A 25947-nucleotide genomic window follows, 5' to 3' on the forward strand; every position below is an offset into this window, starting at 1 on the left:
CTACTCAGGTGTAATCGGCCAAGCTCATCACCCGCGCCCGCACACTCTTGCCCTTGACCTTGCCCGCATTGAGCTTGGCGCAGGCCTGCTTGGCCACATCCCGCGTCACCGCGACAAAGGTGCTGAACTCGGTGACCTGGATCTTGCCAATCTGCTCGCGCGCGTAGGCCGGTCCGCCCTCTTCGCTGGTTAACGCGCCCAGCACATCGCCGGGGCGAATTTTCTCTTTGCGGCCACCCAGAATCTGGATGGTCACCATCGGTGGCAACAGCGGCGCGTCGCTGGCGGGCACCAGCGTGTCCAGCGGGTACCACTTGGACGGCTGGTTTTGGTACTGCTCGATCTTGCCGATACGGCCCATGTCGTTCATGATGGCCAGGCTCAGCGCCAGGCCCGTGGCACCTGCCCGGCCGGTGCGGCCGATACGGTGCACATGCACTTCGGGGTCGGGCGTGATGTCAACGTTGATCACCGCTTCCAGCTGGTTGATGTCCAGCCCGCGGGATGCCACATCGGTGGCCACCAGCACCGAGCAGCTGCGGTTGGCAAACTGCGCCAGCACCTGGTCGCGCTCGCGCTGCTCCAGCTCGCCGTACAGTGCCAGGGCGTAGAAGCCTTCTGCTTGCAGCAGCGTCACCAGGTCCTTGCACTGTTGTTTGGTGTTGCAAAACGCCAGCGTGCTCACCGGCCTGAAATGGCGCAGCAGCTGGCCCACGGTGTGCAGGCGGTTGGGCTGGGTCACCTCGTAAAAGCGCTGTTCGATCAGGCTGTCGGTCTTGGGTGGTGCCACCTCCACACGCTGCGGGTCACGCATGAACTGCTTGGCCAGCTTCTCGATCCCCTCGGGGTAGGTGGCCGAAAACAGCAGGGTCTGGCGGTTGGCCGGGCATTGTTTGGCCACCTTGGCGATGTCGTCAAAGAAACCCATGTCCAGCATACGGTCGGCCTCGTCCAGCACCAGGGTGTTCAGACCTTCCAGCGTCAGGTAGCCGCGCTCCAGGTGGTCCATGATGCGGCCCGGCGTGCCAACCACGATGTGGGCGCCATGCTCCAGCGACGCACGTTGGCCGCGCAGCGCAATGCCACCACACAGTGTGACCACCTTGATGTTTTCTTCGGCCCGCGCCAGGCGGCGGATTTCAACGGTGACCTGGTCGGCCAGCTCCCGTGTGGGGCACAGCACCATGGCCTGCACGGCAAACCAGCGCGGGTTGAGCTTGGCCAGGAGTGCCAAGGCAAAGGCGGCCGTCTTGCCGCTGCCGGTCTGGGCCTGGGCAATCAGGTCGTTACCCGCCAGTGCGATGGGCAGGCTGGCGGCCTGGATGGGCGTCATGTCGCTATAGCCCAGCTGCTGCAAATTGGCCAAGGCGGCGGGGCTCAGGGCCAGGTTGGCAAAGCTGGTGGGGGGGGATGCGTCAGGCGCGGTGTTCTTAAGAGTCATGCCCAATTATCGGGCAGGGGGCTCCTCAGGCAAATTCCACGGCATCGCTGGGGGTGAGCGTTACGCCGCCAAAGCCATTCCACACCCAGTGGTGGTGCTCGATGATTTTGGTCGCATCCAGGTGGGGGCGGTCGCGTGTGGTGTGGGCGTCTGACACCACCACGGTCTCCAGCAGTTGGCCGCTAGCAGCGCGGCGCACATTGGTGTCTATGCAAAACTCGGTCGCATAGCCGCAGATGAATACCCGAGTGATGCCCTGCGCCACCAGGTGGTTCTGCAGTGCCGTTCCCTGAAACGCGTCGCAGATGCTTTTGGGGCTGACATAGTCGCCCGGCTGGGGCGCTATCGCGTCGGGGAACTTCCAGGTCTCGGTGCCCTTTTCCCAGATGGTGCCCGCTTCGTCATGCTGCACATACACAACGGCCACACCAGCGGCGCGCGCCCGGGTGATGAGGCCGTGGATGCGGTCCTGCACCAGCAGGCCCTGGTAGGCCGGCGGGTCCGTGAAGATGGCGTTTTGGAAATCGATGACCAAGAGCGCGGATGTCATAAGCGGGGGTGTTCTTTTCTGTACAAGGGGGTGATGGGATGGCGCGGTTCGCGCACCGCAATATATCCCCTCCGCGCAGTTGCCAATGGGGCACGCCCTGCACACAAGCCGTTACAGTGGATGCACTTCCCTGAAAGCACTGGACACACCACCCATGCCCGCACTGCACATCTCCACCCAGTTTGACTCCGGCGCCATTGAGGTGCTGAGCCTGGACAACCCGCGCGACATCCAGCTCAACATCCGCGCCGACAACGCCAGCCCCTTTGCACAGTGGTTCCACTTCTGCCTGCACGGTGCGGCCGACAAGGCGGTCACGCTGCGCTTCATGAATGCCGGCGCCTGTGCCTACCCGGACGGCTGGGACGGCTACCGCGTGGTCGCCAGCCACGACCGGCAAACCTGGTTTCGCATCGCCACCGAATTTGACGGCACGGTGATGACGGCCCACGCCACGCCCGAGTGCAACTGCATGTACTTTGCGTACTTCGAACCCTATTCGTACGAGCAGCACCTGGACCTGCTGGGCTCGGCCGCGCAGTCTGCCCATGTGGCCTTGCACCGACTGGGCAGCACGCTGGATGGGCGCGACATGAGCCTGCTGCGCATCACCAACAGCCACAGCGCCACGCCGCTGGATCAGAAGAAAAAGGTCTGGGTGATAGCCCGCCAACACCCCGGCGAGACCATGGCCGAGTGGTTTGCCGAAGGGTTTCTGGAGCGCCTGCTGGACCCGGACGATGCGGTGAGCCGCGTGCTGCTGGACCGCTGCATCTTCCACGTGGTGCCCAACATGAACCCCGACGGCGCCGTGCGCGGCAACCTGCGCACCAATGCCGCGGGCGCCAACCTGAACCGCGAGTGGGCCACGCCCAGCATGGAAGCATCACCCGAAGTGTTTCTGGTGCGCCAACATATGCAGAAGACCGGCGTGGACCTGTGTCTGGACGTGCATGGCGACGAGGGCCTGCCCTACAACTTCTGTGTGGGCTCCGAGGGCAACCCGGGCTACACCGAGGGAATCGCCATGATGGAGAACACGTTCAAGGCCGCGTGGCTGGCCAACTGCCCGGATTTCCAGGACCAGTTCAACTATGGCCGCAGCGCCCCCGGTAGCGCCAACCCCACGCTAGCCACCAACTGGGTGGCGCAGAATTTTGGCTGCCTGGCGCTGACGATTGAAATGCCGTTTAAAGACAACGCGCAGTGGCCGAATGCCGAGACGGGCTGGAGTGGGGAGCGCTCGCGCAAGCTGGGGGCCAGTGTGTTGCAGCCTTTGTTGGCGATGGTTTAAACATCATTTCGCTATCGTGTTGATAGCGTATTAGTTATGTTTTACGGGGGCTAGAGGCACATTTTGCTTGCAGGCATCTGGCGGGTGCGCGCGCGGCGGGCGGCGGGCGGCGTGGCTTGCATTCTCCGCCTCGCCTCGCGCGCGACTGGGCCGGTGTGCTGGCGCTACTGCGTGAATGCTTGGGTTGGTGTGCAGGCTCTGCGGCAACCGCGACTGCGGCCTGCGCCCGCAAACCCCACCACCCGCCTTGGGTGGATTTGAGGCACCAGATCGAACAGCCGTTAAAGACACATAGCGGTAGTACAGCTTTTCAAAACTGTTGCCGCTGAGCAGACGTTCGCTTTTACTTTAAAACTTACACAAAAATCGCCGTTTCAACCTAGCAAGTCAGGGCAGGCCCTTTGGCCGCGGGATTGATTTTGCATTCGATGCGGTGTTCGCGAAAGCGATAGTTCTTGTCATATCCGCTGGAGTTTGAGGTTGGAACAAATGTCGCAGAATCCGAGAACTCAATGACTACCGACTCGTAGTACACCGCGTGTTTGTCTTTCGTATAGGCAGGATGCCGGTCTAGTACTTGGAACGTCGCTGGGTCTCGGTCTATTTTTTTGTAATTCAGGTATACAGCGGAGTCGTCAACCGTGTATCTCCCATCTAACGGAAAGGTTCTAGCAGTGGCGGGATCCAGTCCAACAATTTCCCGGCCTTCACTGTACACAGCACGCTTGTCTTTGAATAAAGAGCCGGCAATCTTCGTTATAGTGACTGGGTCCGCTCCAGCTATTGGAACGTCGTAATAGTAGACCCTGTGTTTGTCCTTGGTCATTCCTCCGACTATCTGGATCACTTCGAATGAAGCTGCATCGGCGATGAGTGCTTTTCCCCCGTTGTATACCTTGGTGCTAGTTCTCGCGTATTCGTAGCCGTTAGGAACTTCTTCGAATCCTTCGCCTTCAAATTTTGTTACTTTGTAGAAGTAATGCTTACCGTCTGTCGCCCAAACTCCAATCGGCAGTCTGCGAAACTCTTCAACGCGATTCGTGAGGCGTGTAGCGCCACTGTAGACGGCAGACCTGTCCTTGGTATAGATGCCATCCATGAAAACAAAGGTGTCTGGGTCGGCCCCCGCCAAAATACTCCCACGATAGATCACATGATCCTTGTCCCGCGCATAGTTGTTTATTCGCCCTGCGCACGGACCTTCTCCGCTGTAGGGTGAAATATCTCTGAAGGTTGCTGTGTCGACACCCTTGACTATCTGATTCGAATCGGGATGTCTGCTTGAAAACCAAACCTGGTCTCCCCGAACCCTGTAGCTAGACGCTTCTTGCGTACAGGTTAGGGCGCCTACACCAAACGGCAACATCAAACTGAGCAAGGCCAATATGATGATGCAAAGCGATTGGGTGAGCTTTAGCAAAATCGATTCCGTCATTTCAGCCCTTCTCAAGTATTCATGTTTGCATTGGACCGAATTGTGCACAAAGACCACATGGCCAATCGTTGCTCGCAGCTTTCGATTCCGATTCAGGTATGCGTTGCCATGACAACCTGGTCATCAATGCCGCAATCGAACTAGCGGACAGCAGTCATCAACGACCGACCGCTTCCGCCCCACAACGGCCCCCACGCGAGGTGGCATTTCCTTGAATCTTATCCGCTCCCCCACCGCCCCCAGGCTGGCGGACCGGGTGTCCGTTCATCGGCCCCAGATTCGCGGTTGCCACGGAGCAGGCGCACCCACCACGTTGTTAACGAACCCTCGCCCGCACACCCACACTGCCCGCCCGCGAGCAAGGGCCAGGGAACGGATACCCGGTCCGCCAGCCCCGCATACACCTTGGCGCGCAACCCACCCCAACCACACACACTCCTACAAACATAGCAATACAAGCATATTGCACGGGGGCTACAGCCCATTTTCACCAACAGCAATTATTTTCAGGCATATCTAGAATATTTGTTCTAGAACATCTATACTAGATTCATGCCACAAGCGACAACCCCCATCCCCCACCCCACCGCCGCCGAGCTGGACCTGCTGCGCATACTCTGGCGCATAGGCGCTGCCGACGCCAAGCTGGTGCATGAAGCCCTGCTGGAAGAACGGCCCGACGCGACCTATGCCACCGTGCTGCGCCAGTTGCAAGTCATGTATGGCAAGGGCCTGCTGACCCGTGACGAGAGCCAGCGCCCGCAGCTTTACGCGCCCGCGCAAAAGCAGGACAAGCTGCAAACCCATTTGCTCAAAGACCTGATCGCCAAGGCCTTTGCCGGTTCGGGCAAGGCCCTGGTACTAGCCGCACTCAAGGGCCATGTCAGTGCCAAGGAGCGTGCCGACATCCAGAGGCTGCTGGGTGGTGGCAATAGCAAACAGGACGAGGCCCCATGAGCCCGCTGACCACTGTGGAATCAATGTTGGTGCCAGCCCTGGGCTGGGCGCTGCTGCACTTTGTGTGGCAAGGCCTGGTAGTGGGTGCGGTTGCCGTAGTTGCTCTGGCCCTGCTGCGCCATGCCAGCCCGCGCTGGCGGTATGCCGTGTGTGCGCTGTCTTTGCTCATTTGCCTGGCCCTGCCCTTGGCCCATATGGGCTGGATGCTGGGCACCGTGGATGTGCTGGCACCGCCAACATTTGCGCTACCCGGGTGGTTGCAATCTGTGGCCGCACAACTGCCGGCCCTAGTGGCCGCCTGGAGCCTGGGTGTGGGTCTAATGGCGCTGCGCCTGGGCGCTGGCCTGGCCTGGGTGGGCATGTTGCGCCGCCGCGCGGTCCCGGCCCCCGCGGTCTGGCAGGCGCGGCTGGATGCGCTGGCGCACACCCTGGGTGTGCAGCGCAAGGTTTTGTTGCAGCTGCTGCCCGATCTGCCCAGCCCCATCACCGTGGGTTTTCTGCGGCCGTTGGTGCTGATGCCAACTGCCTTGCTCAGCGGTATGCCCGTGCATTTGCTGGAGGCCCTGCTGGCCCACGAACTGGCCCATGTGCGCCGCTGGGATTACTTGGCCAACCTGCTGCAAAGCGTGGTCGAGGCCCTGCTGTTTTTCCACCCTGTGGTGTGGTGGTTGTCGGGCCGCATGCGGGATGCGCGTGAAGAGGTGGCCGATGAACTGGCCGCCGCTGCGCTGGATGACGACCCCCACCGCCTGGCCAAGGCCTTGCATGCGCTTGCCCTGCAACAAGCTGCCCCCATGCTCAGCCTGGCGCTGGCCGCCAACGGTGGCAAATTACTACAACGATTGGAACGACTGATGGCACCGCACCACACCCATACCTCGGGCTGGAAGATGGCCCTGCCCGCCCTGCTGCTGGCCTGCACCAGCCTGTGGGTCCAGGCGCGCACAACCCCGGCTACCAGCCCGGTGCAAGCACCTGCCGCAACCATTGCGGCGGCGGCCCCTGTTGCAACCACCACGCCACCGGCCACACCCGCAGTCACCCCGGTACTGCCTACTGCGCCGCAGTTGCTGCAATTGCCCGTCAACGCCAAACACGCCCTGGTGCTGGAAGAAGGCACAGGCCGCATCGTGATGGCCAAGAATGCGGATGCGCCCGTGCCCATTGCCTCCATCACCAAGCTGGTGACGGCCATGGTGGTGCTGGATGCCAAGCCCAATTTGCAAGAGACCTTGCGCATCAGCCAAGACGATGTGGACATGCTCAAACACAGCGCATCCAGCATCCGCGTGGGTGCCGAGATGCCGCGCCTGGCCGCGCTCAAGCTGGCGTTGATGCAGTCAGAGAACCGTGCCTCGGCCGCTCTGGCCCGCACCTACCCCGGTGGCACCGCTGCCTTTGTACAGGCCATGCAGGCCAAGGTGCGCAGCCTGGGCCTGACCCACACCAGCTTTGCCGATGCCACTGGCCTGTCGCCGGCCAACACGTCCACCGCCACCGAGGTGGCCAAGATTGTGGCCGCGGCGGCCCGCTACCCGGCCATTGCCAACATCACCAGCGACCGCACAGCCAGTGTGCCGGTCAACGGCCGTGTGCGCGCGGTGCACAACACCAACAAGCTGGTGGGCGGCAGCGGCTGGGACATCCTGCTCTCCAAGACCGGCTACACCGACGAGGCCGGCCGCTGCCTGACCATGCGGATGAAGAGTGGCAACAAACACTTCACCGTGGTGCTGCTGGATGCCGATGGCTCGGCCCAGCGCCTGCGCGATGCGACCCGCATACGCTCTTCGCTGGTCCAGCTGGCCAAGCAGCACATCTAAACAAAACCACCCCCAGGAGCATCCCCATGCAACGCCGCCAATTGTTGGGGGCGGGCGCCGCTGCGCTCGTCACCTTGCCCTCCATCCACCACGCCCAGCAAAACAGCTTTGCGGCGCCCCGCACGCTGGCCCCCGTGCGCGCCAGCGCAGACCGCCTGATCGACATGACCGTGTGCCTGCGGCCGTTTCGGGCACAGGGGCCGCGCATCGAGTCCGAACGGCGGTATGGCAAAACCATCGTCCACCACTATGGCCACGGGGGCAGCGGCTGGTCGCTCTCCTGGGGGTCGGCACAACTGGCCTTGCCACTGATCCAGGCCACCGGTGCGCGCCAGATTGCCGTCATTGGCTGCGGTGCCATTGGCCTGACCACGGCCCGGGTGGCGCAGCAACACGGCCTGCGGGTGCGCATCTACTGCAAGGAGCGCCCGCCCGAGGTGGCGTCCACCTTTGCCACCGGCACCTGGTCGCCCGACTCACGCATTTGCACCGAAGAGCACGCCACACCGGCCTTCAGCCAGCGCTGGGAGACCATGGCCCGCCATTCCTTCCGCACCTACCAAAGCCTGCTGGGCCTGGCCGACAACCCGGTGGAATGGCGCGACGGATATGTCTTGTCGGACACACCCTTTGACCAGCCGCTGGAAGGCGACGACGACGGCGAGCCGGACTACCCGGATTTGCAGGAACGCCTGGCCGACATGCGTCCCCGGTCCGTGCCGCTGAGGCCGGGTGAACACCCGTTTAAAGTGCCCCACGTGCGCCGCTTCACCCAGATGAACTTCAACATCGCGGCCTACCAGCGGCTGCTGGTGAATGACTTTTTGCGCGCGGGCGGCGAGTTTGTGCAGCGCACGTTTGAGCACCCCCGCCAGTTTTCCGACCTGCGCGAGCGCACTATCGTTAACTGCACCGGTTACGGCGCGCGGGCGCTGCTCGGCGACCACAGCATCATCCCGGTGCGGGGGCAAATCGCCCGCCTGGTACCACAGGCCGAGGTGGACTACGCCATCATGTACCGGGGCCACAACCTTTTCATGCTGTCGCGGCGTGACAGCCTGCTGGTGCAGGCACAGGGTGTGCACGACTTTGGCAACGACGACACCCGCGTGGACCGCGCGCTGTCGGTGGCTGCGGTGGAGCGACTGGCGGCGCTGTTCGCTTAGCGGTGAACAAGGCACAGTGGGGCTAGCGCTCCAAAAGCGTGGCGCAACGTGAGAAGCGCCCCGGCAGATGGTGTAATACCTGCGACAAAAGCCTGGCGAGAACATCGCTAGGCTCGCACGTAATATTGCAACCGAGCGGCCAAAAGCCGCCTTGGTGCAACACCCCATCACCCGCCATGCAAAAAATCTCCTTCACGACCTGGCTTGCCCGCGGCACCTACCCGCGGTTGTACCTGCCCATCATTGCCATCATTCTGGTGGTCTCCGTGGTGCGGTATGACCTGCTGATCAAGGCAGAAGTCAAAGAAGTGCAGCTGCAACGGCAGGACAGGCTGCAGCACATGCAGCATTACCTGGTCCCGCGGCTACTCGCCCAAAGTGCGTCCGGGGAAGCCGCATCGGTGAAGGCGCTGCTGGATGCAGAGGCTCGCCTGAACCCCGACATCCTGTCCTTGCGCTGGCAACATGGCGACGCCACCACGGCGGCCAGCCTGGCGCCAGGCCAGGGTTCACACGTGCCCGGCTGGTTTCAGCGACTGTCTGGGCTGGAGCAGTTGGAGACCAACTGGCCTGTCCCATCCGTCGACGGACTGCTGGCCACTCTGTCTGTGCAACTGGGGGCGGACCATGCCCAAGAGCGGGTCTGGAACACCGTGGGCTCGCAGCTGCCCATTTCGGCGCTCAATATTTTTACCATCCTCTTCTTGCTGACCCTGCTGGTGCGCTCCAACGCCCGCATGCTCCAGCGCCTGGACAGCGCCACCAGCCAATTCCGCGCGGGCCAGCTCCAGACACGCATGGCCGAGACGGGCACGCTGGAGGCGCGGGCCTCCGCGCGCACCTTCAACCTGATGGCGAGTGAAATCCAACGCCTGGTGAAGTCGCTGGAAAAAACCCAGAAGCAGCAGGAAGAACAGCTGCACTTCACCCGCCAACTGGTAGATGCCCTGCCCCTGCCAGTGTTTGTGCGCACCAGCGACGGCACCTGCCTGAGCGTGAACAAAGCCTGGGAGCGGCTGTTTGACACACCGGCCGCCACCGTGGTGGGCAGCCCCATGCGCAGCGATTTTGTCCCTATAGAACCTGCGCGCGCCAGCAAAGAACGGCGCACCGTGCCACGTGAAAGCAACGAGGTGTTGATACGGTCTGGCGCATTTGATGTGCGTGAGATGTCGTACTTCAAGGCCGCGTTTTCGACCACCGATGGCGCAGAGGGCGGCACCATCAGCGCGCTGGTCGACATCACCGAACGCAAACTCGCACAGGACGAACTGGTGGCCGAAAAAGAGCGTGCAGAGGTCACGCTGTCATCCATTGGTGATGGGGTCATCACCACCGACATGGCGGGGTTCATCGAGTCCATCAATGAAGTCGCCCAGTTTCTGACCGGGCATACTAGCGCCCACGCGGTGGGCCGCAGCCTGACAGCGGTGTTCAACCTGGACAGCACCTCCCAGGCCCTGCCCTATGGCACGGCGTTGCACGCATTACATGCCACCACCAAACGCCTGCACGCGGTCAACCAGATTCTGGTGCACCGTTCGGGCGAGCGTTACCCCATTGAGTTCACCGCGGCCCCGATCCGCCGGGGCAATGGCCCGCATGTGGGCTGTGTGCTGGTGTTCCGCGACATCAGCGAAACGCGGGATCTGCAGCAGCAGATTTCCTGGCAGGCAACCCACGACGCCCTGACCGGGCTCAACAACCGCACCGCGCTGGCCGAACGGCTGACACACGCCATCTTCCAGGCGCGCCAGGACGATGGGCTGCTGGCCGTGTGCCTGCTGGACCTGGACCACTTCCAGGCCATCAACGAGCAATATGGCAACACCACGGGCGACCTGCTGCTCAAAGAGGTGGGCCAACGCCTGATGGACATCGCACCCGACCCGGCCAACATCGCCCGCTTGGGGGGCGATGAATTTGTGGTGCTCCTGCCCGGCCACGCAGACGTGGCCAGCATCCATGCGCAGGCGCAACAGCTGCTGCAGCGCATTGCGCAACCCTATGCCATAGGTGACCAGCAGATCACCCTCACCGCCAGCGTGGGTGTGTCGATCTTCCCGCTGGACAACGCCAACCCCGACACGCTGATGCGCCATGCGGACCAGGCCATGTGCCAGGCCAAACAAACCGGGCGCAACCGGATACACCAGTTCGACGCGCAGAACGACCTCAACATCCAGACGCAGCATTCGCAGATCACCCGCATCACCTATGGCCTGCGCTCGGGTGAGATGCGGCTCTTTTACCAACCCAAGGTGAACATGCGCAGTGGGCGCATCCTGGGCTACGAGGCGCTGATGCGCTGGGAGCACCCGGAACGGGGCATCGTCAGCCCTGGCGAATTCCTGCCCCTGATTGAACAGACGGACCTGATCGTGGAAGCCGGCCATTGGGCGTTACACAAAGCCATGGCCCAGCTCGACGAATGGGTGCAGCAGGGGCACGACTGGGTGGTCAGCGTCAACATTGCAGCGCGGCACTTCCATACACCAGACTTTGTGGAGAGCATGCGCCAGCTGCTGGCGCAGTATCCCCGTGTGCCATCCCATCTGCTGGAGCTGGAAATTCTGGAGTCTGCCGCGCTGCAGGATGTGGCCCATATGCGGGAGGTCATGCAGGCTTGCCAGGCGCTGGGTCTGCAGTTTGCGTTGGATGACTTTGGCACCGGCTTTTCTTCGCTGTCTTACCTGAAGCAGTTGCCGGCCGAAACCATCAAGATCGACCGCAGCTTTGTAGACGGTTTACTGAGCAACGCCGATGACCGCACGCTGGTCAGCGCCATTGTGGGTCTGTCGCAGGCCTTCACCCGGTCGGTGATTGCAGAAGGTGTGGAAACGCCCGAGCAGGCGGGCAAACTCTTGTCGCTGGGCTGCGAGCTGGGCCAGGGTTATGGCATCTGCAAACCCATGCCGCTGGCACAGGTCAAGGGATGGGCGGCGCAGTACACGCTGTTGTTTGAACCTGCCTGAGGGGTGGCCGCCCGGTCTGTGCACTGGCGCACAGGACGGCCGCTTGTGCGCTGATATGGTCAACCAGACATCAACCCACAGCGTCTGGAGGCCTGCCCATGATCGACGACCTCGTCGCCTACCTGCAAATCACACCCTGGCCCCTGCAACCGGGCGTGGTGTTTTGGTCGGCCCTGGTGCTGGTGGCTGGCGGCAGCCTGGGCGAGCTGGTGTTTCGCAAGGCGGGCCTGCCGCGCATTGTGGGCTACAGCGCCGTGGGCATGGCCATTGCGGTAACGGGATATGGCGCTGGTGCGTATTACCTGGGCGGTGTGGTGCGGGTCATCGTGGACCTGGCCCTGGGCCTGCTGCTGTTTGAGCTGGGCAGCCGCGTCAGCCTGCGCTGGTTGCGTGCCAACCCGGCCCTGCTATGCACCAGCCTGGCCGAAGCCTTGTTCAGTTTCCTGGCCGTGTTTGTATCGCTGCGCTGGATGGGACTGAGTCTGAATGTGGCACTGACCTGCGCCACGCTGACCATGGCCACCTCGGCCGCGGTGATTGGCCGTGTGGCCAGCGAGCTGCACTCTGCCGGCCAAGTGACGGAGCGCATGGTCATCATGACGGCGCTCAACACCCTTTTTGCGGTGCTGCTGCACAAACTTATCCTGGCTTGGCTGCACTTGGACCGGGTGGGCGACTGGACGCTGGCCATCACCCAGCCCCTGTACACCTTTGGCGGCTCTTTCCTGGTGGCAGCATTGTTGTGTGGCCTGGTGTCCTGGATCGCACGCCGCTTGGACCTGCGCGATGAAAACTCCGTGTTGTTGCTGCTGGGCCTGATCATGCTGGCGCTGACCACGGCGCGCATGTTCAAGCTGTCCACGCTGCTGGTGCCCCTGCTGGCGGGTGTGATGTTGCGCAACACCTCCGACCGGCCCTGGGTCTGGTCCCGCCACTTTGGCACGGCCGGTGGTGTGCTGGTGTTGATGCTGTTTGTGATTGTGGGGGCCTCGTGGTCAGTGCAATCCCTGGTGGCCGGGGGTGCCGTCGCTGTGGTCTTGCTGTTGGTACGCACCGTGGCCAAAGGCCTGGTGGTGACGGCCGGTGCACGCTGGAGCGGCATCAGCCTGCGCCAGTCGCTGGCATTAACCCTGGCGCTGACACCGATCTCTGGCACCGCACTGGTACTGCTGGCCGAGCTGCAGCTCAGCCATCCGATATTTGCGATGCAGGTGGCGCCCATTGTGTTCAGCGCCATTGCCATCATGGAGCTGCTGGGGCCCATCGTTGTGCAGTGGGCCTTGCGGGTATCGGGTGAACTGCCGCACAGCGCCGCACGCAAAAAAGGAGCACAGCCATGAGCCTGGGTAACTTCGCCGAATCGCGTGCACTGAGCATGGGTGTGGAGCTGGAATTGCAAATCGTCAACCTGCACGACTTTGACCTCAGCCCCGGATCCAGCGACCTGCTGCGCCTGGTGGGCAAACGCAAGCTGCCCGGTCTGGTCACCCCCGAGATCACCGACAGCATGATTGAGCTGTGCACCGGCGTGTGTACCAGCCACGCCGAGGTGTTGTCGCAGTTGACGGAGATCCGCGACGCGCTGGTGCAGTGCGCCGCACAGCTGAACCTGGGCCTCAGTGGCGGTGGCACCCACCCCTTTCAGCAGTGGAGTGAACGCCGCATCTACGACACACCGCGCTTCCACCAGGTGGCCGAGTTGTATGGCTACCTGTCCAAACAGTTCACCATCTTTGGCCAGCATGTGCACATTGGCTGCCCGGGGCCGGACCAGGCCCTGGTGCTGCTGCATGGCCTGTCCCGCTTTATCCCCCACCTGATCGCGCTGTCGGCCTCGTCGCCCTTTGTGCAGGGCACGGACACCGGCTTCCATTCGGCGCGGTTGAACTCGGTGTTTGCGTTTCCACTGTCGGGTCGCGCACCCTTTGTGCTGAACTGGGACGACTTCAATGTCTTCTTCGACAAGATGGCACGCACCGGCGTCGTCAAGAGCATGAAAGACTTCTACTGGGACATACGACCCAAACCGGAATACGGGACCATTGAAGTGCGGGTGTTGGACACACCGCTAACCATTGAGAAGGCCGCGGCCATGGCCGGCCTGGTGCAATGCCTGGCCCGCTGGATCAGCCTGGAGCAGCCGTTCGAGCCCGCCGAGGACGACTACCTGCCCTACACCTTCAACCGTTTCCAGGCCTGCCGCTTTGGCCTGGACGGCACCTTTGTGGACCCCAAGACCGGTGAACACCGCACGCTGCGCGACGATATTGCCACCACACTGGCCGCGCTGGCGCCCCACGCCCAGGCGCTGCATGCCGAAGCGGCCCTGGTCTACTTGCAGGGCGAGCTGGCAGACCAAGGCAACGACGCGACATGGATTCGTGGTGTGGCACAGCATGAACGCCTGCTGCCCGAGGTGGTGCGCCAGCAGTGCCAACGCTGGGCCGGGCATTCACGGTTTCACGGTAGTCGATAGACGCACCACCGCTGCAGCGACCCGAACGCCAAATCAAGGCCGGCGTTGCTTGCTTAGCCAGGCCGAATGGTCAAGGGTTTTTACGCAGCTTGCTACCAACATAGCCCGTTCATACTGGCGTTGAACTCTCTGAGGCAACACTGCAGTGCAATGCTGTGCAGCCCGCAATAAAAACCCCTATGAGGACGACCCGATGCGCCAGTTGTACCTGCTTCTTGTTCTGATCGGTTTTCTGGCCGTCGCGCCCGCAGCCGTTGCGCAGCAAGCCCGCCCAGGCTGTGATTCCTGCCAGATTGTGGTCAAGAACCTGGACGCACCCATCAAGCTCAGCGGCAAATGGTTGTTCACCCGTGACGACAACCCCCAGAACAAGGCCGTGGACCTGGACACCAGCACCTGGCCCATTATCAAGACGCCGGGCCCCTGGAAAGGTGCCTACCCTGACCACACCAATTTCCGGGTCGGTTGGTACCGCGGGGTGTTCCAGTTCGCCCCTGAACTGGTGGGCAAGGAGGTGGTCATCCTGGTCAACGCCTATATGGGGCGGGTCAATGTGTACAACAACGGCGAAGAGATCTACCGCCGCCCCGGCGACATCAACGTGGAGCGGTATTACGCCACGCAGCCGATTCCGATTCGTTTTAAGGTGACCCAAGCCCAGCACGTCATCGCCATCCGCGTGGATACGCTTTTGATGACCGGCATTTACCAGTTGCCGTTTGAGCTGCACCAGTACGACATGCACGACTACTCGCTGGCCTGGTACCAGTTCCAGAATGGCGAATCGCGCATCCTGGCGGCTTTTGCCGTCTTCTTCTTTGGTCTGTTCTTCCTGCTGGTCTACCGTAAAACGAACTATCGCCTGTATTTGATTGCGGCACTGGGGAGCATTTCGGTTTTCCCGTTCTTTGTAGCGCCCAGCGACATCATGATGAAGGTGTTGCCGCCAGAGCCCATGCTGTTGCTGCATTACACAGGCTTGTTTGCCTTTTTCTTTGCCTACATCTTCGCCCAGTATTTCTACAAATTCAAACCCAAAACCAACTGGGTGTTAGGCACGATTTACGCGTTGGCGGGGCTGGTCATTGCGGCGCAAATATTGCACTTCAACATCGACCTGTTTCAGAAGGCCAGATCGGTGTATTTCCTCACGAGCCTGATCCTTGGGACCATGGCGTTGTATTTTTCGTTTAGGGGCGCCTTGCTCAAAAATCCGGGCTCCCGGGTGTTGTTCGGGGGCATGCTGGGCTTCTATGCGGCCGGTGTGCACGACATGCTGCTGAGCTTTGGACTGATCAACTCGATGTCCATGCTGTTCTTTGGCGTGTTGATCTTTGAAATTTCCATGCTGAATGTCGCTATCACGATCTTTGCCAATACCTTTGTGGAGAACAAAGTCTTGGCGAACGACCTTAAGTCGATCAACGACAACCTGGAACATCTGGTGGCCGAGCGGACCCTGCAACTGCGGCAGAAAACCAACGACATCCAGACCATGCTGCAAAACATGCCGCAGGGCATTTTGACGGTGGCAGACGGTGGGCTGATTCACCCCGAGTATTCAGCCTACCTGGAGCAAATATTCGAGACCCAAGACATTGCCGGCAAGGGCGTCATGGACGTGGTGTTTGCCCACACCAATCTCGGGGCCGATGTGTTGTCACAGGTGGAGGCGGCCTTTGGTGCCTGCATCGGTGAAGACCGCATGAACTTCGACTTCAACACCCATCTGATGGTCACTGAAATGGACAAGACCCTGCCAAACGGCAAGGTCAAGTCATTGGAGCTGAGCTGGTCCCCCATCTGCAACGACGACGATGTGTGTGAACGCCTGATGCTGTGTGTGCGCGACGTCAGTGAACTCAAAGGGCTGGCAGCAGAAGCCGACCAGCAGCGCATCGAGCTCAACATGATCGGAGAAATACTGGCCGTCAACCAGGAAAAATTCCACCAGTTCATCGACGGCGCGGTGCAGTTTATCGATGAGAACCGCAAGATCATTGAACACACCCCGCAGAAGGATCAGGAAGCCGTTGCACTGCTGTTTCGCAACATGCACACCATCAAGGGCAATGCCCGCACCTACGGCCTGCTGCAACTCACGAACACCGTCCACGAGACCGAGCAAACCTACGACAACCTGCGCAAGGACCCTGAGCAACCATGGGATCAGGCGCTGCTGCTGGCGCAACTCAAGCAGACGGCGCATCTCATTGCCGAGTATTCCCACATTAACGATATCAAGCTGGGCCGAAAGGGACCTGGCCGGCGCGGCGGGGTGGAAAAATTTCTCATGGTGCAGAAAGACCAGATCGAGTCCCTCATTTCAGCGCTGGAGGCCGCACCGTCCAAGCCCGAGGCACAGAACCAGGAGTCACTGGTCCGGCGTGTTCTCGCTACCTTGCGCCAAATTGGAACGGAGAAGCTCAGCGACATACTGGCCGGCGTGACCGATTCGCTGCCGTCCCTGGCCAAAGAGCTCGGCAAAGAGACACCCGTGGTCCAGGTGAACGATGGGCATATCGTGCTGCGCAGCCAGATTGCCGATTTGCTGAAGAACGCGTTTATGCACCTGCTGCGCAACTCGCTGGACCACGGAATCGAGCTGCCGGCTGAGCGCCAAGCCAAGGGTAAGGCGGCAGCGGGAGTAATTGCCATTGATATGTCACTTGGGGACGGTCGCCTGTGGTTGCGCTTGCGCGACGACGGTAAAGGATTGGCGTTAGCCTTCATTCGGCGCAAGGCGATAGAGTCTGGCCTGCTGGCCGCCGACAGCGTGGTCAGCCCAGACGAAGTCGCCCAGTTGATCTTTGCCTCCGGCTTTTCCACAGCATCCGCAGTGACCGAAGTGTCCGGCCGCGGCGTGGGCATGGACGCAGTCAAGGGGTTCATCGAGCGCGAGGGCGGCACCATTTCACTGCATTTCCTGGACGACAACAGCGACGCCGACTTCCGGCCTTTTGAAACGGTGATCTCGTTGCCGGAGAAGTTCGCAGTGCGAACGACCGCCTAACACCGCGGCATCAAAACTCCCGTATGGGCAACATCAGGGCAGCTGGCAAGCCAACTGCCCTGATCACAGCCGCTACACCGCTAGATATGCAGCGCGTGCCCCAGCGCCCGCAGGGCCGCCTCTTGCACGGCCTCGCCCAGCGTCGGGTGCGCGTGGATGGTGCCGGCCACGTCTTCCAGCGTCGCACCCATCTCCAGCGAATGCGAGAAGGCTGTGCTCAGCTCCGACACCCCCGCGCCGACCGCCTGCCAGCCGACGATGCGGTGGTTGTCGCGCCGGGCGACGACGCGCACAAACCCGTCGGTGGATTCCAGCGTCATCGCGCGGCCGTTGGCCGCGAACGGGAACTGGGCTGTGATGCAGTCCAGCCCGGCCTTGGCGGCCTCCAGCGGCGTCTGCCCCGCCACGACGACCTCGGGGTCGGTGAAACAAACGGCGGCGATGGCCGCCGGGGCGAAGTGGCGGCGATGGCCCGAGATGATCTCGGCGACCATTTCACCCTGCGCCATGGCGCGGTGGGCCAGCATGGGCTCGCCGGTCAAGTCGCCAATCGCCCAGACATTGCGCATCGAGGTGCGGCACTGGTCGTCGACCTTGATGGCGCGGCCATTCATAGCCAACATCAGCTTCTCCAGCCCCCAACCATGGGTGTGCGGCACACGGCCAATGGCCACCAGCACCTGGTCGGCGGCGAGTTCGCGCTCGCGGCCCGCAGCATCCAACACGCGCACGGCATCACCGGCAGCATTCAGGCCCTGTACCTTGCTGCCCAGCTGCACCTGCACGCCCAGCTTGCGCAGCGAAGTCGCCACCGGTTTCGTCAGCTCTTCGTCGTACAGCGGCAGGATGCGGTCTTGCGCCTCCACCACGGTCACGTCGCTGCCCAACTTGCGGTAGACCAGGCCCAGCTCCAGGCCGATATAGCCGCCACCGACGACGACCAGTTTCTTGGGAATGCTGTCGGGTGACAGCGCCTGCGTAGACGAGATGACGCGCCCACCAAAGGGCATGCCAGGCAGGCCCAGCTCGACCGAACCCGTGGCCAACACGATGTGCTCGCCCTGGATGCGCACGGGCTTGGTGTCCGCCTGATCCTTGGCTACATCGACGGTCTTGCCGTCCACGATGGTGGCCCAACCTTTGACGACCTTGACGCCATGTTTCTTCAGCAAGGCGCCCACGCCACCGGTGAGCCTTGCGACAATGCCGTCCTTCCAGCGCACGGTCTGCGGAATGTCGATGCGCGCGCCGTCCACATGGATGCCCAGTGTGCTGTCGCCCATGAAGGTGCGAGCCTGGTGGAAGGCCTCGGCCGCGTGGATCATGGCCTTGGACGGGATGCAGCCCACATTCAGGCAGGTGCCGCCGAGCTGGTCACCCTCAATCAGCGTGGTGGCAATGCCCAGTTGTGCGGCGCGTATCGCCGTGATGTAGCCGCCGGGGCCACCGCCTATGACTAAGAGTGTTGTGTGTTGTATGTCCATCTTCGCCCTCTATTCCACAAACAAGGTGGCCGGACATTCCAGGTAGCCACGTATCTTTTGCACAAATTCCGCCGCGTTCATGCCGTCCACCACGCGGTGGTCGAATGAGGACGACAGGTTCATCATCTGGCGCACCACGACGGCGCCGTTGCGCACCATGGGGCGTTCGACCATGCGGTTGACGCCGACGATGGCCACCTCGGGGTGGTTGATCACCGGTGTGCTGACGATGCCGCCCAAGGCGCCCAGGCTGGTCAGCGTCAGCGTGGAGCCGGTCAGCTCGTCACGAGAGGCCTTGTTCGTGCGCGCGGCTTCCGCCAGGCGAACGATCTCGGCGGCGCAGGCCCACAGGTCCAGCGTTTCGGCGTGGCGAATCACCGGCACCATCAGGCCGCCTTCGGTCTGTGTGGCAATGCCTAAGTGCACCGCGCCAGAGCGGGTGACCACGGCCGCCTCGTCGTCGTAGCGGGCATTGACCTCGGGGTGCGCACGCACGGCCAGCACCATGGCACGCACCAGGAAGGGCAGCACCGTCAGGCGACCGCGCTCCTTGCCGTGCTGGGCGTTGAGCTTGACGCGCAAAACCTCCAGCTCGGTCATATCCACTTCTTCCACATAGGTGAAATGCGGAATGCGGCGCTTGGCCTCTTGCATCTTCTGCGCGATCTTGCGGCGCAGGCCGATGACGGGCACGGTCTGCTCGTCCAGGCGCTGCGCATAACGCTGATCCGCCACACCGGCCGGTTGGGCCTGTGCCGCGCGGGCCACATAGGCTTGCAGGTCTTCGTGGGTGATGCGGCCTGCGGTACCCGTGCCGGGCACGAACTGCAGTTCCACACCCAGGTCCCAGGCCTGGCGGCGCACCGCGGGTGAGGCAATGGGTTTGTCACCTGGGGCGCGGACCAAAGCGGCGGGGGCTTTGCTGCCGTTGCCGTTGCCATTGCGGGCTGGTGACGATGGGCCGTTGCCGGCTTTCGCTGCAGGTGCAGATGTGGACGCTGGCGCAGGCGTGGCGGGTGCCGCGGCAACAGCTGCCTCAGGTGTAGGGCCTGCGGCGGCAGGTTTTGCATTCGCTACTGAATTAGTAGCAACTTGCGCAGGTTTTGCGGGGGCTGCAGCCGATTCTGGCTTAAGGTTTCCTGCGCCGTCCACTTCGATACGGATGACTTCAGACCCTACGGCCATGACCTGGCCGACAGCACCGCCCAGGGCCAGCACCTTGCCAGCCACGCTCGATGGAATCTCCACCGTCGCCTTGTCCGTCATCACATCGGCCAGGAGCTGGTCCTCGGCCACCATGTCGCCCACCTTCACATGCCAGGCGACCAATTCAACTTCTGCAATGCCTTCGCCAATGTCTGGCATCTTGATGATATGGATTCCCATCATGCCTCCATGGCGCGTTTGAACGCTTCAGCGACCCGCTTGGGGCCGGGAAAATACGCCCATTCCTGGGCGTGCGGGTAGGGGGTGTCCCAACCGGCGACACGCTCGATCGGCGCCTCCAGGTGGTAGAAGCAATGCTCCTGGATCAGCGACACCAGTTCGGCGCCAAAGCCGCTGGTGCGTGTGGCTTCATGCACCACGACACAACGGCCGGTCTTCTTCACGGAATTCACAATGGTCTCCAGATCCAGCGGCCAGATGGACCGCAGGTCGATGATTTCAGCGTCCACGCCGCTCTCGGCAGCAGCCGCTTCCGACACATAAACCATGGTGCCGTAGGCAACCACGGTCAGGGCCTTGCCCGGGCGGAAGATGGCCGCGGTGTCCAGCGGCACGGTGTAGTAACCCTCGGGCACATTGCCCATGGGGTGTTTGGACCAGGGAACGACCGGTTTGTCGTGGTGGCCGTCAAACGGACCGTTGTACAGGCGCTTGGGCTCCAAAAAGATGACGGGGTCGTCGTTCTCAATGGATGCGATCAACAGGCCCTTGGCGTCATACGGGTTGGACGGCATGACCGTGCGCAGGCCGCAGACCTGGGTGAACATGGCCTCTGGGCTTTGGCTGTGCGTCTGCCCTCCGTAGATGCCGCCGCCGCAGGGCATGCGTATCGTCATGGGGCAGGTGAAGTCACCGGCCGAGCGGTAGCGCAGGCGCGCCGCTTCGGAGACGATCTGGTCGGTGGCGGGGTAGACGTAATCCGCGAACTGAATCTCGATCACGGGGCGCAAGCCGTAGGCGCCCATGCCCACTGCCGTGCCAACAATGCCGCCCTCGGAGATGGGGGCATCGAACACACGTGAGGTGCCGTACTTCTTTTGCAGGCCTTCGGTGCAGCGGAACACGCCGCCGAAGTAACCCACGTCCTGGCCGTAGACGACGACGTTGTTGTCGCGCTCCAGCATCACATCCATGGCGCTGCGCAGCGCCTGGATCATGGTCATGGCCGTCGTTTTATCTGCGCCAACTAGGGTCGCGTTCATGGTTGTTGTGGTGTTGTCTTGGTCCATTTAGATCCCCAGTTCCTGGCGCTGCTGGCGCAGGTGCGCGGGCATGTCCTTGTAGACGTCTTCAAACATTTCAGCCGGGCTGCGCACCATGCCATCGGCCAGCGTGCCGTACCGCTCCGCTTCTTTCTGCGCGGCGGTCACTTCGGCTTCCAGTTCCTTTTGCATGGCTTCGTGCTCAGCGTCGGACCAGGCACCGAGCTTGATCAGGTGCTGCTTCAGGCGGGCAATCGGGTCGCCCAGCGGGAAACGTGCCGGGTCGTTGGCGGGCCGGTATTTGCTGGGGTCGTCGGATGTGGAGTGCGGTCCTGCACGGTAGGTGACCCATTCGATCAGCGTCGGGCCCAGGTTGCGGCGCGCGCGCTCCAGCGCCCATTGGGACGCGGCGTACACAGCCAGGTAGTCGTTGCCATCGACGCGCAGCGACGCAATGCCGCTGCCCACGCCGCGTGCGGCAAAGGTTGTGCCCTCACCACCGGCAATCGCCTGGAAGGTGGAAATGGCCCATTGGTTGTTGACCACATTCAGGATCACCGGTGCGCGGTACACATGGGCAAAGGTGACGCCGGTGTGGAAGTCCGCCTCGGCGGTGGCGCCGTCGCCAATCCAGCTCGATGCCACCTTGGTGTCGCCCTTGATGGCCGATGCCATGGCCCAGCCCACAGCCTGGATCACCTGGGTGGCCAGGTTGCCGGAGATAGAGAAAAAGCCCTGCTTCTTGCTCGAATACATGACCGGCAGCTGCCGGCCCTTGAGCGGATCGTTCTGGTTGGAGAACAGCTGGCAGATCATCTCCACCATATTGCAGTCGTCACGCGCGAGCAGCAGGCCCTGCTGGCGGTAGGTGGGGAAACACATGTCGCCATCGGTCAGCGCCATGGCGTGGGCACAGGAGATCGCCTCTTCGCCCAGGGACAACATATAGAAGGACATCTTCTTTTGCCGCTGCGCGATCTGCATACGGGCGTCAAAAGCGCGGGTCTTGACCATGGCGCGCAAACCCTTGCGCAGCGCGGCCACGTCCAGGGCGGGCGCCCAGGGGCCGACGGCGTTGCCGTCTTTGTCGAGCACGCGTATCAGCGTGAAGGCCAGGTCGCTGGTTTGTGCAGCTTGCGCATCGACCGGGGGTCGGCGCACGGCACCAGCTTCAGACAGGGGGAGGTAGGAAAAGTCCGTGTCGTGTCCCGGTCGCCCCGTGGGCTCCGGCACATGCAGACGTAACGGCTCGTACGGTGCCATATGCATTTACTCCTTGCAGGGTCGTGTCCTGCAGCATTTTTCAAGGGGGCTGAACGTTTGGCGGGTAGCCAAGCTCAGTCTGACAATACCGCAAACCCCACAGGATCACCATGGGGTTTGCATGCGGTCGAGAGCATACCGCGGCTTGGGCGCATGGCCAGCCGCCCAGTACAGAATATTTGCGGTTCAGCCGCCGCGCAGCTTTTCCAGTTGCATGCTCAGCTTCTGGCGCAGGTCGGCCAGGCGCTTTTGGTTGGCGGGCGCGTCTGCCGCGTCGGGGGCGGTCTCCAGCGTGCGGCGCAGGGCTTCGATCTCCTGCATCAGCTCCACCTCGGGGGGCACATAACCCGCGTCTTTGAGGATTTTGTAGCCCATGCGCAGGTCTTCGGGCGTCTCGAAGTAGCCGTCGCCATAGTCCAGCGGTTTGCCAAAGCTGGGGGCGGCCTGCAGCTCGCCGGTTTTTTCACTCTCGGCCAGGTGGCGGCCGATGTGGTCTTCCACCAGACGCAGTCCGTTTTCACGCTTCCGTTCTTCGAGATTCATGGGTAGCTCCTGAAATTTTGTCGCCGCACACTATTTTTCAACTTTTACACCAATAGTTGAATCCAGCCCCGTTTGGCATGCGTATCTCCAAGGGATGCCCCCTCTCTTTTACCTTTGGAACAACACGCATGAAAACACTCACCACAGCCCTTGTCATTGGCGCAGCAGGCCTGGCCTGCACGGCGGCCCAGGCCGACACCGGCAAACTTCTGCTGACCGGTGGGGTCAGCTCCATCGATGGCGCGGCCGGTGGCGGCCTGACGCCCTGGGCCGTGATTGGCAGCAACGCCACGGCCGGCGAAATCGGCGGCTCTGCCTTTGTGACCCGCACCACCACACAAGACTATGGCCTGACCGCCTATGGCGCAGCGGCTGGCATCTATGACCGGGTTGAAGTGTCCTTGGCGCGCCAAGACTTTGACGCGTCCCCCGCCATCGCCCTCAACGGTGTGGCACCATTTGGTGTGATGCCCGGCCAGCACATCGTGATGGATATTGTGGGTATCAAAGTGAAGGTGGCGGGCGACGCCGTGCTGGACAGCGATTCGCTGATGCCACAAATTGCGGTGGGCTTGGAACACAAGTCGGTGTCCCCCGGCTCGCTGAGCTCGGTCTTCAATTTCCTGGGCACCAAGACCAACGGCACCGACTTTTATGTCAACGCCACCAAACTCTTCCTGGCCCAGGGCATTCTGGTGAACGCCACACTGCGCAATACCAATGCCAACCAGAACGGCCTTTTGGGTTTTGGCTCCGCCGCGCCGGGTAAAGACAGCCGCTCCTGGGTGCCCGAGGTGTCGGTGGCCTACCTGTTGAGCAAGAACTGGGCAATTGGCGCCGAATACCGCGCCAAACCCAACAACCTGGAAGACCTGGGTCAGGCCGCCGGCCTGGGCAAGGGCCTGGCCGAAGACGCCTGGAAAGATATTTTTGTGGCCTGGGCGCCAAACAAAAACGTGTCCATGACGCTGGCCTATGTGGACTTGGGCCGCATCGTGCCCGGGGTCACGGCGGCGCGCAACCAGAGCGGTTATTACCTGTCGGCGCAACTGGCGTTCTGAGCCGGATCCCCGCCTTACCCATCGACCGAAACCATTTTCACCACGAGATTTCCATGAAAAAACGACTCACCTCCCTCGCCCCCGCTTTGCTGCTGGCCGCGTCTACCCTGCTGGCCCTGCCTGCGTCTGCCCAGACTGCTCCCACACCCATGGCGGCCAGCAGCGCGCTGTTTGACACCTTTGGTGGCAAAGCGGGCCTCGCCAAACTGATGGACAACTTTATGGTGGGCCTGCTGGCCGACCCCCGCACCGGCCCACACTTCAAACCCGCCAACCAGCAGCGTATCAAGGAGCAACTCGTAGACCAGTTCTGTGTGGTGATGGGCGGGCCCTGTGTGTACAAAGGTGCGGACATGAAGTCGTCCCATGAAGCGATGGACATTACCAAGGGTGACTTCAACGCGCTGGTCGAGGTATTGCAGCGATCCATGGACGCCCAAGGCATTCCGTTTGGTGCACAAAACCAGCTGCTGGCCAAGCTGGCCCCTATGCACCGTGACGTGATCACGGTAAAGTGAACAGCACCATGATGAATTCAATTTCGCCCAATGGGCAATACACCTTCCAGCTGCGCGCCTTGTTTGCCGCGCTGGCCATGGGCCTGCTGGCCACCGCAGCCCAAGCCGGCACACTGGAGGTGCTGGTACTGGACCGGGATGGCAAGCCGGTGCCCGACGCCGTGGTGGTGGTACAGCCCAGCGCAGCGGGCGGCGCTGCCAAAAAGGCACTGCCCCTGAGCGCAACCGTCAACCAGGAAAAAATGCAGTTTCTGCCTGCGGTGTCCGTTGTTGGCGTGGGCGCCAAGGTGCGTTTCACCAACAACGATGCGTGGGACCACCATGTGCGGCTGACGGTGCCGGGCGCATTGGCCAGCGCCACGCCCAGCAACACCGATGGCCTGTCGCTGCGGTTGGAGGGCAAGACCGAAGGCAAACCGGCCAGTTCCACCGTGCTGACACTGGACAAACCCGGTGCCACCGGGGCCGTGTTGCTGGGCTGTTTTATCCACGGCTCCATGAGTGGCCATGTGTATGTGGCCGAATCTCCGTGGACGGTGAAGACCGATGCCAACGGTGTGGCCTTGGTTGAAGACGTGCCCGGTGGCGCCGCCACGGTCAAGGTCTGGCACGCGGTCCAGCTCGTGGACAAGGCTCCGCAAAATCTGACGGTAGGCGCCGCCCCCGCCAAAGTGACTTTCCAGCTGGACATCGTGCCCCGGCGCCGCCGGGGTTGATGACCCTTACAGCATCTTCTGGATCAAAGCACCCTTGAAGAGTACGGGCCCTGTGGGGCCCGTTTCGCTGGGCACGCCGCCTTTGGGCTCCAGGCTGATGGCCAAGGTGGGCACTTCGCGCACGTCACGCTCACCAGCGGTCAACTTCAGCAGCTTGTCGCGGCCCAGCACACCCAGTGACTTGGGCCCGCCGGTAGGCGGCAAGGCCCACAGCTGCAGCGAACGGTCGCCAGCCTCCTCAAAATCGCCCACACGCTGCAGTGTCAGCTTCTTGGCCTTGGGGTCAAAGGTGACCAGCATGGATGCAGCGGCCTTGTCATCGGCCAGCACCGCCACGTATTCAATCTGCGGCGCCGCCAGCAGCTGGTTTTGCAGGCGGGCAATTTCGCCGCCAAACTCCTGGCGCTGGCCCACATTGACGGTGATGGCCGTCACCGTGGCCAGTGCGCCCACAGCGGTGGCCGCGCGCCACAGCGTGAGGCTGCGCAGCCAGGCGGCCAGGCCGGTCGACTCGGCCGCCGTCTGGGCACGCACAGCCGCTTGACTGGCGCTGGTCTTTTCACCCTGCACCAGGTTGTGGATACGGGTCCAGACCACGGCATCGGGCTGTACCTGGGGCTGCAACTCGTTGATGCTGGCCAGGCGGCTTTGCCAGATCAGCGCGGCAGCACGCACCGGCGCCTGCTCACGGGCCATGGCTTCAAAACGGCGCCGCGCGCCACCGCGCAGTGTGCCCAGGGCGTAGGCGCTGGCCAGACGTTCCAGTAATTCGGGGTGGGTCAAGAGGTTCATGGCTGTGCCTC

General features: G+C 62.3%; 20 protein-coding genes. 11 read left to right on the top strand and 9 right to left on the bottom strand.

Going from position 1 to position 25947, the window contains the following annotated elements; all coding sequences use genetic code 11:
- Window positions 1–4 precede the first annotated feature (4 nt).
- Both dbpA and HZ993_RS12480 read right to left on the bottom strand, forming a co-directional pair.
- The gene (dbpA, locus tag HZ993_RS12475) at window positions 5–1441 is read right to left on the bottom strand and encodes an ATP-dependent RNA helicase DbpA (RefSeq protein WP_209393074.1); all 1437 of its coding nucleotides are present in this window, start codon (window positions 1439–1441) and stop codon (window positions 5–7) included.
- Between the two features lie 25 nt (window positions 1442–1466).
- Window positions 1467–1991: an isochorismatase family protein gene (locus tag HZ993_RS12480; protein ID WP_209393075.1), complete on the bottom strand. Its 525-nt coding sequence runs from the start codon at window positions 1989–1991 to the stop codon at window positions 1467–1469.
- Between the two features lie 154 nt (window positions 1992–2145).
- Between HZ993_RS12480 and HZ993_RS12485 the strand changes: the two genes are divergently transcribed.
- A complete protein-coding gene (locus HZ993_RS12485) occupies window positions 2146–3285 on the top strand; it encodes a M14-type cytosolic carboxypeptidase (RefSeq protein WP_209393076.1) in 1140 nt (379 codons plus the stop codon).
- A gap of 379 nt (window positions 3286–3664) precedes the next feature.
- Here the strand turns inward: HZ993_RS12485 and HZ993_RS12490 are convergent, their stop codons facing one another.
- Window positions 3665–4720 (bottom strand): DKNYY domain-containing protein, encoded by a 1056-nt coding sequence (locus HZ993_RS12490; protein WP_209393077.1) that lies wholly within the window; start codon window positions 4718–4720, stop codon window positions 3665–3667.
- 552 nt (window positions 4721–5272) lie between these two features.
- Between HZ993_RS12490 and HZ993_RS12495 the strand changes: the two genes are divergently transcribed.
- The 7 genes from HZ993_RS12495 (at window position 5273) to HZ993_RS12525 (ending at window position 17130) form a co-directional block, all read left to right on the top strand.
- Window positions 5273–5677 carry a BlaI/MecI/CopY family transcriptional regulator gene (locus HZ993_RS12495; protein ID WP_209393078.1) on the top strand — a complete coding sequence of 135 codons (405 nt, stop codon included), beginning with the start codon at window positions 5273–5275 and terminating at the stop codon, window positions 5675–5677.
- Window positions 5674–7500 carry a M56 family metallopeptidase gene (locus HZ993_RS12500; RefSeq protein WP_209393079.1) on the top strand — a complete coding sequence of 609 codons (1827 nt, stop codon included), beginning with the start codon at window positions 5674–5676 and terminating at the stop codon, window positions 7498–7500. Before HZ993_RS12495 ends, HZ993_RS12500 begins: the two co-directional genes overlap by 4 nt.
- 26 nt (window positions 7501–7526) lie before the next feature.
- Window positions 7527–8666, top strand: a complete 1140-nt coding sequence (locus HZ993_RS12505) for an FAD-dependent oxidoreductase (protein ID WP_209393080.1) — start codon at window positions 7527–7529, stop codon at window positions 8664–8666.
- 176 nt (window positions 8667–8842) lie between these two features.
- Window positions 8843–11641, top strand: a complete 2799-nt coding sequence (locus tag HZ993_RS12510) for a bifunctional diguanylate cyclase/phosphodiesterase (protein ID WP_209393081.1) — start codon at window positions 8843–8845, stop codon at window positions 11639–11641.
- 98 nt (window positions 11642–11739) lie between these two features.
- The gene (locus HZ993_RS12515; RefSeq protein ID WP_209393082.1) at window positions 11740–12981 is read left to right on the top strand and encodes a cation:proton antiporter; all 1242 of its coding nucleotides are present in this window, start codon (window positions 11740–11742) and stop codon (window positions 12979–12981) included.
- Window positions 12978–14117, top strand: coding sequence for a YbdK family carboxylate-amine ligase (locus HZ993_RS12520; protein WP_209393083.1), 1140 nt, complete (start codon window positions 12978–12980; stop codon window positions 14115–14117). Before HZ993_RS12515 ends, HZ993_RS12520 begins: the two co-directional genes overlap by 4 nt.
- Window positions 14118–14310: 193 nt before the next feature.
- Window positions 14311–17130 (top strand): ATP-binding protein, encoded by a 2820-nt coding sequence (locus tag HZ993_RS12525; RefSeq protein WP_209393084.1) that lies wholly within the window; start codon window positions 14311–14313, stop codon window positions 17128–17130.
- 80 nt (window positions 17131–17210) lie between these two features.
- Here HZ993_RS12525 and lpdA read toward each other — a convergent pair whose 3' ends face one another.
- From lpdA to HZ993_RS12550, 5 genes are all read right to left on the bottom strand, one after another.
- Window positions 17211–18614: a dihydrolipoyl dehydrogenase gene (gene lpdA, locus HZ993_RS12530; RefSeq protein ID WP_209393085.1), complete on the bottom strand. Its 1404-nt coding sequence runs from the start codon at window positions 18612–18614 to the stop codon at window positions 17211–17213.
- Window positions 18615–18623: 9 nt separating this feature from the next.
- Window positions 18624–20000 carry a dihydrolipoamide acetyltransferase family protein gene (locus HZ993_RS12535; protein WP_209393086.1) on the bottom strand — a complete coding sequence of 459 codons (1377 nt, stop codon included), beginning with the start codon at window positions 19998–20000 and terminating at the stop codon, window positions 18624–18626.
- Entirely contained in the window at window positions 20000–21043 is a 1044-nt protein-coding gene (locus tag HZ993_RS12540) for an alpha-ketoacid dehydrogenase subunit beta (protein ID WP_245213617.1), read from the bottom strand. The genes HZ993_RS12535 and HZ993_RS12540 overlap by 1 nt, the downstream gene beginning before the upstream one ends.
- Before the next feature lie 27 nt (window positions 21044–21070).
- Window positions 21071–22306, bottom strand: coding sequence for a 3-methyl-2-oxobutanoate dehydrogenase (2-methylpropanoyl-transferring) subunit alpha (locus HZ993_RS12545; RefSeq protein WP_209398447.1), 1236 nt, complete (start codon window positions 22304–22306; stop codon window positions 21071–21073).
- 186 nt (window positions 22307–22492) lie between these two features.
- A complete protein-coding gene (locus HZ993_RS12550) occupies window positions 22493–22849 on the bottom strand; it encodes a DUF1992 domain-containing protein (protein WP_209393087.1) in 357 nt (118 codons plus the stop codon).
- A 128-nt stretch (window positions 22850–22977) separates the two neighbouring features.
- On the opposite strand from HZ993_RS12550, the gene HZ993_RS12555 reads away from it, so the two are divergent.
- Genes HZ993_RS12555 through HZ993_RS12565 form a run of 3 tightly spaced genes read left to right on the top strand, consistent with a single transcriptional unit; the run spans window position 22978 to window position 25144 of the window.
- Window positions 22978–23910, top strand: coding sequence for a DUF3034 family protein (locus tag HZ993_RS12555; protein ID WP_209393088.1), 933 nt, complete (start codon window positions 22978–22980; stop codon window positions 23908–23910).
- A 53-nt stretch (window positions 23911–23963) separates the two neighbouring features.
- Window positions 23964–24428, top strand: a complete 465-nt coding sequence (locus HZ993_RS12560) for a group 1 truncated hemoglobin (protein WP_209393089.1) — start codon at window positions 23964–23966, stop codon at window positions 24426–24428.
- Between the two features lie 8 nt (window positions 24429–24436).
- Window positions 24437–25144, top strand: a complete 708-nt coding sequence (locus HZ993_RS12565) for a plastocyanin (RefSeq protein WP_245213618.1) — start codon at window positions 24437–24439, stop codon at window positions 25142–25144.
- 6 nt (window positions 25145–25150) lie between these two features.
- Here HZ993_RS12565 and HZ993_RS12570 read toward each other — a convergent pair whose 3' ends face one another.
- Window positions 25151–25936, bottom strand: coding sequence for an anti-sigma factor domain-containing protein (locus HZ993_RS12570; RefSeq protein ID WP_209393090.1), 786 nt, complete (start codon window positions 25934–25936; stop codon window positions 25151–25153).
- Window positions 25937–25947 lie beyond the last annotated feature (11 nt).

Origin of the sequence: Rhodoferax sp. AJA081-3, assembly GCF_017798165.1 — a bacterium.
Classification (GTDB): domain Bacteria; phylum Pseudomonadota; class Gammaproteobacteria; order Burkholderiales; family Burkholderiaceae_C; genus Allorhodoferax.

What these genes read in the sequence shown, in the direction of transcription:
- dbpA (WP_209393074.1), bottom strand. Translation starts at nt 1,441, where the DNA reads ATGACTCTTAAGAACACCGCGCCTGACGCATCCCCCCCCACCAGCTTT.
- HZ993_RS12480 (WP_209393075.1), bottom strand. Translation starts at nt 1,991, where the DNA reads ATGACATCCGCGCTCTTGGTCATCGATTTCCAAAACGCCATCTTCACG.
- HZ993_RS12485 (WP_209393076.1), top strand. Translation starts at nt 2,146, where the DNA reads ATGCCCGCACTGCACATCTCCACCCAGTTTGACTCCGGCGCCATTGAG.
- HZ993_RS12490 (WP_209393077.1), bottom strand. Translation starts at nt 4,720, where the DNA reads ATGACGGAATCGATTTTGCTAAAGCTCACCCAATCGCTTTGCATCATC.
- HZ993_RS12495 (WP_209393078.1), top strand. Translation starts at nt 5,273, where the DNA reads ATGCCACAAGCGACAACCCCCATCCCCCACCCCACCGCCGCCGAGCTG.
- HZ993_RS12500 (WP_209393079.1), top strand. Translation starts at nt 5,674, where the DNA reads ATGAGCCCGCTGACCACTGTGGAATCAATGTTGGTGCCAGCCCTGGGC.
- HZ993_RS12505 (WP_209393080.1), top strand. Translation starts at nt 7,527, where the DNA reads ATGCAACGCCGCCAATTGTTGGGGGCGGGCGCCGCTGCGCTCGTCACC.
- HZ993_RS12510 (WP_209393081.1), top strand. Translation starts at nt 8,843, where the DNA reads ATGCAAAAAATCTCCTTCACGACCTGGCTTGCCCGCGGCACCTACCCG.
- HZ993_RS12515 (WP_209393082.1), top strand. Translation starts at nt 11,740, where the DNA reads ATGATCGACGACCTCGTCGCCTACCTGCAAATCACACCCTGGCCCCTG.
- HZ993_RS12520 (WP_209393083.1), top strand. Translation starts at nt 12,978, where the DNA reads ATGAGCCTGGGTAACTTCGCCGAATCGCGTGCACTGAGCATGGGTGTG.
- HZ993_RS12525 (WP_209393084.1), top strand. Translation starts at nt 14,311, where the DNA reads ATGCGCCAGTTGTACCTGCTTCTTGTTCTGATCGGTTTTCTGGCCGTC.
- lpdA (WP_209393085.1), bottom strand. Translation starts at nt 18,614, where the DNA reads ATGGACATACAACACACAACACTCTTAGTCATAGGCGGTGGCCCCGGC.
- HZ993_RS12535 (WP_209393086.1), bottom strand. Translation starts at nt 20,000, where the DNA reads ATGGGAATCCATATCATCAAGATGCCAGACATTGGCGAAGGCATTGCA.
- HZ993_RS12540 (WP_245213617.1), bottom strand. Translation starts at nt 21,043, where the DNA reads ATGAACGCGACCCTAGTTGGCGCAGATAAAACGACGGCCATGACCATG.
- HZ993_RS12545 (WP_209398447.1), bottom strand. Translation starts at nt 22,306, where the DNA reads ATGGCACCGTACGAGCCGTTACGTCTGCATGTGCCGGAGCCCACGGGG.
- HZ993_RS12550 (WP_209393087.1), bottom strand. Translation starts at nt 22,849, where the DNA reads ATGAATCTCGAAGAACGGAAGCGTGAAAACGGACTGCGTCTGGTGGAA.
- HZ993_RS12555 (WP_209393088.1), top strand. Translation starts at nt 22,978, where the DNA reads ATGAAAACACTCACCACAGCCCTTGTCATTGGCGCAGCAGGCCTGGCC.
- HZ993_RS12560 (WP_209393089.1), top strand. Translation starts at nt 23,964, where the DNA reads ATGAAAAAACGACTCACCTCCCTCGCCCCCGCTTTGCTGCTGGCCGCG.
- HZ993_RS12565 (WP_245213618.1), top strand. Translation starts at nt 24,437, where the DNA reads ATGATGAATTCAATTTCGCCCAATGGGCAATACACCTTCCAGCTGCGC.
- HZ993_RS12570 (WP_209393090.1), bottom strand. Translation starts at nt 25,936, where the DNA reads ATGAACCTCTTGACCCACCCCGAATTACTGGAACGTCTGGCCAGCGCC.